The following is a 5,151-nucleotide window of genomic DNA, read 5'->3' as shown; positions in this document are numbered from 1 at the left end:
GCTAGAACTACTTTAAATAAGGGACTAGATAATTTAGAACCAAGGGAATATAACTTCCGTGCAATAGTAACAGATGAACATGGAGAAAGTGCTCAATCTACTTTAGAGTTTTCAGTAACTCCTTTAAAAATCGCTGGTAAGGTTGAACATACAGATAAGTGGAGATTAATTCATGAACAACTAGGTAGCTCAGAAAATCAATTTTTCTCTGGCGAGAAGTTTATACTATCTGCAGCAGTGACGGATCATCCAATTGATTATGTTACAGTTCAATTTATAGGTTCTCAAATTAACGGAAGTATTTTAGATAAAACGATTAATTTATTACAGAATCCTCACCCGATTTATACAGGGGAATTTTATGATATTAGTATGTCCGATACAAAAAGGAAGCTTCAAAATGGAAGTGCTCAATTTATATTTGTGGCAAAATGGAAAAATGGTGTCACAAAAGTAGATCAGGTTCCTATTGAGATAATAGACGACATATATGGAGCTTTTGACTTCTTTAGATCTTCATAAGAGATGATATTTACCTAAATGATATTATGTTATGAGGAAAAAGGAGGGAAAAAGAATTGAAAAAACTAATACTATTTTTTTTAGTGATGACTATTCTTACTGCATGTGGGAAGGAAAGTTCCAAAAAAGAAAATGAGTCCGAAAGTCCTTCTGATTCATTAACATCTCTTTTTGAACATGCTTCTAATAATGAATATTCAAATATGGAACAGTATATCTCAACAAATATACTGAATGCTATGGAATCAAATGGTTATGGAATGAATGCTTATGCAGCAGATATAACTGATAATGGTTCTATAGAATCTATAGAAGTCTTAAGTGAAGAAATTAAAGGCGAAGGGGCCACAATAAAATATAAAGAAATTTATACTGATGGTTCTGAAAAAGATAATATAGTTTCTTTAACTAAAGAAGATAAAAACTGGAAGGTTTCTCCCCAATAAATATCGAATAAAGAAAAAGAAGGGAATTTTATCCTTCTTTTTCTTTTTTAACTTGTCAACTTTTGATTGTAAAATTTAGGCTTTTTACATGATAATGATTGATAAGTTATAATTATATTGTATGATGATTATGGAAAATAATTTAATCTACTATTAAGTGTTATTTTTTTTATACAATTCCTCGATTTTTATTGAATGACATGCAAGAATACATGTATACTTAAGGTGTATCTTAAAAATCAAAGAGAATCAAGGGATTGGAGGTTGAGGGGGAGAATACATAATGACTGAAAAGTCGACTAGGAATCTACATGATCCTAAATCGTATCGAATATATCGTCTATACAAAATTCTATTTGAGTCTTGCGTAGATGTTTTTGGTAAAAGAACAGGTTTATCAGATGCTCTTATTAATAGGTTATTTGAATCAAATGAAATTGAAGAATTACCAACTTACACTAAGGCTATATTAGTTGAAAAAATGTTAGATGAACTACAAAATATTAATAAACCTAAGAGCGAATTAATCGAATCGCTTTCTTCACCTAGAATGAAATTAGTAAAACAAACTATGATAGATAATGGACTTGAATGGGATGGAGTAAGAGAATATATTCATTTCCGAATTTTACCGAACTATAGAGATTTTATTCAAACATATGCAGATGATACATTAGGTGAAGTAATTGAATTAGCAATTGCTAACTTTATTAATAATCGTACAGACTTTGAATTTAACTTAATTGAAATTTCTTTCTCATATAATGTTCTAAGTGTAAAAAACAAATAACCTGATAAATTTTCAGGTTTTTTTAACAAACCTTAAGTATACATGTATACCATTTAATGGAGGATTTATGAAGAATTTGAAAGTAAGTATAAAAGATAAAGGGGTAAAATTAGCTATAATTTCATATGAGGATGAAATTAAATTATCTCTAAAAGAATTAAGAACAAATGGAATACTTGGGGAAGATCAATGTATTCAAGAACTTCCAGAAGCGAAACTTAAAAATATAATAAAAAAATACAAAATGAAAAGTATTCCAAGAATCAATAGAGATCTTGGTGGTGGGAAACATGTAAGTCATCAATTATAAAGTATAAGGAGGTTGCAGATATGGTACAAAGGAGAGTATAAATGTTTAAGCAAATAAGAAACAAACTTAATAAACTGGCTCGTTTAAGTGAAGATGTAATGGTATTAAGAGAAGAAAAATTCAAGCACGAAAGAGAAATAAAGTTGTTAAAACTAGAGCTAAGTAGAAAGAATGAAGCAATTAAATTACTTGGTCAGAAGAAAGATAATCATTCGGGATGTTTATATTGTGTATTTCAACTTCAACCTGAACAACCTGATTCGTTTTTAGATTTATATAAAGTCTTTAGTAGTAGAGAAAGTGCCGAATTATTTATAAAAACTATAAAAGAAGAAATGCCTAACACTAAATGGATATGGGAAAGTTGGCGATTACATAAATAGAGTGGGCGGCAGCACTGACTCCTGGTAAGCAGCTGCTCCCCTAGCGGTCCACAGCAGCCAACCAGGAGTAGGTGTCGCTACGGTACTAAAAAGCTCGCTAACCACGGACTGTACGGCTGCCGCCTACATTCCGTAGGTTCCAGATCTTTTTGCCTTTCAGGCCGCACCGCACGAGCCGAAGACCGTTAAAAACCCAAAACCTTAAACCCGAAGGATAGCAGGCTACCGCCTGCTTTTTATTATGGCATTTTTCCCCTTTTGCCTTCCGTATGGTATTGATTCGCACGGCCACTAAGGCTGCAGCAGGCAGGACACCCGAACCTTTCCTGCTGCAGCCAAAGTGGCCGAGGGAACAGGTCAAGGGGCCAAAAACTTTTTCGCTTTAAGAGCAAAACCGGAAGCGAAAAACTTTTCGTCTTTAACCCTTGACCCATTCCCTATGCGATCAATTCATACTCCATGTCAAAACGGGAAAAATAATTCCCTTTTGGGAACTGCCTTCCATCCGGAAGACAAAAGAAAAATGTACCTTCCATCCGGAAGGTAAAAGAAAAAAGAAAAAAGGAAAAAAACGGAGGAAATAAAATGAGCGTTATTCTAATACATCCAAACACTTTTGAAAGAGCAGGTAAATTTTTTAAGGCTTGGAAAGGAGAATCAGATGAAAGGATAGCTGAAAGGCTATCTAAATGGGAATCTTATAATCGTGAAAACTATGAACGTAGATACTCTGAAAAAGTAGAATTACCTCTGGCAGAATACAATTCACTGGAACTTTCTTTTCAGCCATTAATAAGTCCAGAACAGATGTTAAACACTCTAAATTATATTAAATATCAATGTTGTGATTACTCATTTCAAATAGATAGAGATAAAACACTAAAAGAAATAGAAAAATATATAGAACAGGTAGAATCAGAATTTCAAATTAACCAGGCTTTACTAGAACATTGCTCATGGGGATAAATCTTATCCCCGATTAGTTAAAAATACATATAAATACAATCAGCTTAATTAGGAGGAAATAGTTTATGTGGTATCGAGTAATTTTTGATTATGGAGATGTAGAAACGATGATAATGGTTGAAACAACCAAAGTAGATGCAATGGAAATCGCAGAAGTGGCAATTGATGGATTGACTAAAAGGGGACTAATATTACCGCCGGAAGAAAATATTACTTGCGTAGCAGCAGCGCCAGAATGGGGAGAAGACTAATGAACAAACAACATAAAGAAATGCTTAGGAAGTTACAAAGTATTATAGATGAGTTGTCATTACTGAGTGAACAGGATGAGGAATTTAATAATCTTATGTGGGAGCTGAATGCAAAGCAAAACCTAAACTTTTTTGGGCGTTCCCTAGATGAATACAACATACATGATTTCATTGAAGAACATGAAAATCAAAACAAAGAAGGTAAATTAACATGACAGTCCAATATTTTCAGTCCAAAGGGTTTGAACTAGTTCCAGCATCTGAACCCAATAAACTAATCGCATACGTACCATATGAAAAATATCCATCAGCTAAGCAGCATTTATGCTTACAGGATAAAACACACTCGCTTCGCTTCAATCATGACTATTCGATAGCTATATTTTGTTTTGAAGGAAGCCTAGACACACCAGAATGGGAGTTACATTGTGATTCCTTAAGATATGAAGAATACATGTATCTGCTCGATTATGATGAGCTATGGTTAGATAATGAAACTACACAGCCGACTCAAATAGCACTATCAGACCTACCAGATTTAGTTCGCAGTTCCCTAGAAAAAGCCCTAAAGGAGTGCCATAAATGAAAGACTTATATTCCATTACAGACCTACATACCGACGTAACAACCTATAATCACACAGAGTCAGAAGTTATTGAAAAGGCAAGTAATATCCATAATGGAGATGTTTTTAACCTTCTAGATGCTATGGAAGCTCTAGCCATATCTGAATACTGGGTAGTTCAAATGGAGGTAAATGGACATGTTGACTGAAAAATTTTTAAAGGAATTGCAGGAGGTAGTTGATTACAACTACCTGCAGCTAAATAAAGTGGATGGAGACCAAAGTAATGCTAATTTAATTACGCTGTTTGATGAAGAAGAATGTGTTTCCGTATTCGACCCGTTTATGGACACGACGTTACGGATGCAAGTAGACCCATTAAGTTACGGTATAGAAAACCTTGAACAGATGGTAAGTGAATACAAATCAGTAGGAGAGATAATTAAAAATAGTACAACCAAAGAAGTTAATCCTGAATTTCTAAATAGCAAACAAGACTATCCTGACTATCCTGATTTTTTAAATAAAACAGATTGCGATGGTTGCTCTAGAGAACCTAAATACGGTGTTCTATTAGAAAAACCTAGGTCAATGATTCATCATAATACCGTCCTTGTTTCTCACCATAAAAAGCCTATGTACGTCTGTATAGATTGTCTGAAAGATGAAGTTGAATATCTTTAAATCAAAGAGACCGGAAAAGGTCTCTTTTTAAAATGTTTTTTTTAATATTGTGTGGATCTGCAAACAGATCCTAACTCTTTTAAAAAGGAAAAAACGAAAAAAGGCTAAAAGGCAGCCATTTTTCGTTTTTTTTATTTAACTTTCCCGCCCCCCACCCCAAAAAGCAACTATTGGGCCCCCTGTTCATCCTCACTATAGCTCAGTCGTCATTCCAGGCAAGGGAGCGAAAAATTT

The 5,151-nt window shown here is 33.8% G+C and carries 11 protein-coding genes; all 11 read left to right on the top strand.

Going from position 1 to position 5,151, the window contains the following annotated elements; all coding sequences use genetic code 11:
- The coding region (locus ACWCQ1_RS51570; RefSeq protein WP_451030072.1) for a hypothetical protein at positions 1-522 on the top strand (522 nt) is incomplete at its 5' end.
- Positions 523-605: 83 nt separating this feature from the next.
- Positions 606-968 (top strand): hypothetical protein, encoded by a 363-nt coding sequence (locus ACWCQ1_RS51565; protein WP_451030071.1) that lies wholly within the window; start codon positions 606-608, stop codon positions 966-968.
- A 283-nt stretch (positions 969-1,251) separates the two neighbouring features.
- Positions 1,252-1,758 carry a hypothetical protein gene (locus ACWCQ1_RS51560; RefSeq protein ID WP_251647395.1) on the top strand — a complete coding sequence of 169 codons (507 nt, stop codon included), beginning with the start codon at positions 1,252-1,254 and terminating at the stop codon, positions 1,756-1,758.
- A gap of 67 nt (positions 1,759-1,825) precedes the next feature.
- Complete coding sequence (locus ACWCQ1_RS51555) at positions 1,826-2,068, top strand: hypothetical protein (RefSeq protein ID WP_251647393.1); 243 nt, start codon at positions 1,826-1,828, stop codon at positions 2,066-2,068.
- A gap of 41 nt (positions 2,069-2,109) precedes the next feature.
- Positions 2,110-2,451 (top strand): hypothetical protein, encoded by a 342-nt coding sequence (locus ACWCQ1_RS51550; RefSeq protein ID WP_285308676.1) that lies wholly within the window; start codon positions 2,110-2,112, stop codon positions 2,449-2,451.
- Positions 2,452-3,036: 585 nt separating this feature from the next.
- Complete coding sequence (locus ACWCQ1_RS51545) at positions 3,037-3,417, top strand: hypothetical protein (protein ID WP_251647336.1); 381 nt, start codon at positions 3,037-3,039, stop codon at positions 3,415-3,417.
- Between the two features lie 65 nt (positions 3,418-3,482).
- The gene (locus ACWCQ1_RS51540; RefSeq protein WP_251647334.1) at positions 3,483-3,668 is read left to right on the top strand and encodes a hypothetical protein; all 186 of its coding nucleotides are present in this window, start codon (positions 3,483-3,485) and stop codon (positions 3,666-3,668) included.
- Positions 3,668-3,883 (top strand): hypothetical protein, encoded by a 216-nt coding sequence (locus ACWCQ1_RS51535; protein ID WP_285308692.1) that lies wholly within the window; start codon positions 3,668-3,670, stop codon positions 3,881-3,883. Before ACWCQ1_RS51540 ends, ACWCQ1_RS51535 begins: the two co-directional genes overlap by 1 nt.
- The gene (locus ACWCQ1_RS51530) at positions 3,880-4,254 is read left to right on the top strand and encodes a hypothetical protein (protein ID WP_251647330.1); all 375 of its coding nucleotides are present in this window, start codon (positions 3,880-3,882) and stop codon (positions 4,252-4,254) included. Before ACWCQ1_RS51535 ends, ACWCQ1_RS51530 begins: the two co-directional genes overlap by 4 nt.
- Positions 4,251-4,442: a hypothetical protein gene (locus ACWCQ1_RS51525; RefSeq protein ID WP_251647328.1), complete on the top strand. Its 192-nt coding sequence runs from the start codon at positions 4,251-4,253 to the stop codon at positions 4,440-4,442. The genes ACWCQ1_RS51530 and ACWCQ1_RS51525 overlap by 4 nt, the downstream gene beginning before the upstream one ends.
- A complete protein-coding gene (locus tag ACWCQ1_RS51520) occupies positions 4,426-4,917 on the top strand; it encodes a hypothetical protein (RefSeq protein WP_451030070.1) in 492 nt (163 codons plus the stop codon). The genes ACWCQ1_RS51525 and ACWCQ1_RS51520 overlap by 17 nt, the downstream gene beginning before the upstream one ends.
- Positions 4,918-5,151 lie beyond the last annotated feature (234 nt).

The organism is Streptomyces sp. NPDC002144 (assembly GCF_053593695.1).
This window is presented reverse-complemented; position numbering and strand designations above follow the sequence as displayed.

Bases quoted from the DNA above. Each gene is read 5' to 3' on its own strand.
- ACWCQ1_RS51560 (WP_251647395.1), top strand. From the start codon at position 1,252: ATGACTGAAAAGTCGACTAGGAATCTACATGATCCTAAATCGTATCGA.
- ACWCQ1_RS51555 (WP_251647393.1), top strand. From the start codon at position 1,826: ATGAAGAATTTGAAAGTAAGTATAAAAGATAAAGGGGTAAAATTAGCT.
- ACWCQ1_RS51550 (WP_285308676.1), top strand. From the start codon at position 2,110: ATGTTTAAGCAAATAAGAAACAAACTTAATAAACTGGCTCGTTTAAGT.
- ACWCQ1_RS51545 (WP_251647336.1), top strand. From the start codon at position 3,037: ATGAGCGTTATTCTAATACATCCAAACACTTTTGAAAGAGCAGGTAAA.
- ACWCQ1_RS51540 (WP_251647334.1), top strand. From the start codon at position 3,483: ATGTGGTATCGAGTAATTTTTGATTATGGAGATGTAGAAACGATGATA.
- ACWCQ1_RS51535 (WP_285308692.1), top strand. From the start codon at position 3,668: ATGAACAAACAACATAAAGAAATGCTTAGGAAGTTACAAAGTATTATA.
- ACWCQ1_RS51530 (WP_251647330.1), top strand. From the start codon at position 3,880: ATGACAGTCCAATATTTTCAGTCCAAAGGGTTTGAACTAGTTCCAGCA.
- ACWCQ1_RS51525 (WP_251647328.1), top strand. From the start codon at position 4,251: ATGAAAGACTTATATTCCATTACAGACCTACATACCGACGTAACAACC.
- ACWCQ1_RS51520 (WP_451030070.1), top strand. From the start codon at position 4,426: ATGGACATGTTGACTGAAAAATTTTTAAAGGAATTGCAGGAGGTAGTT.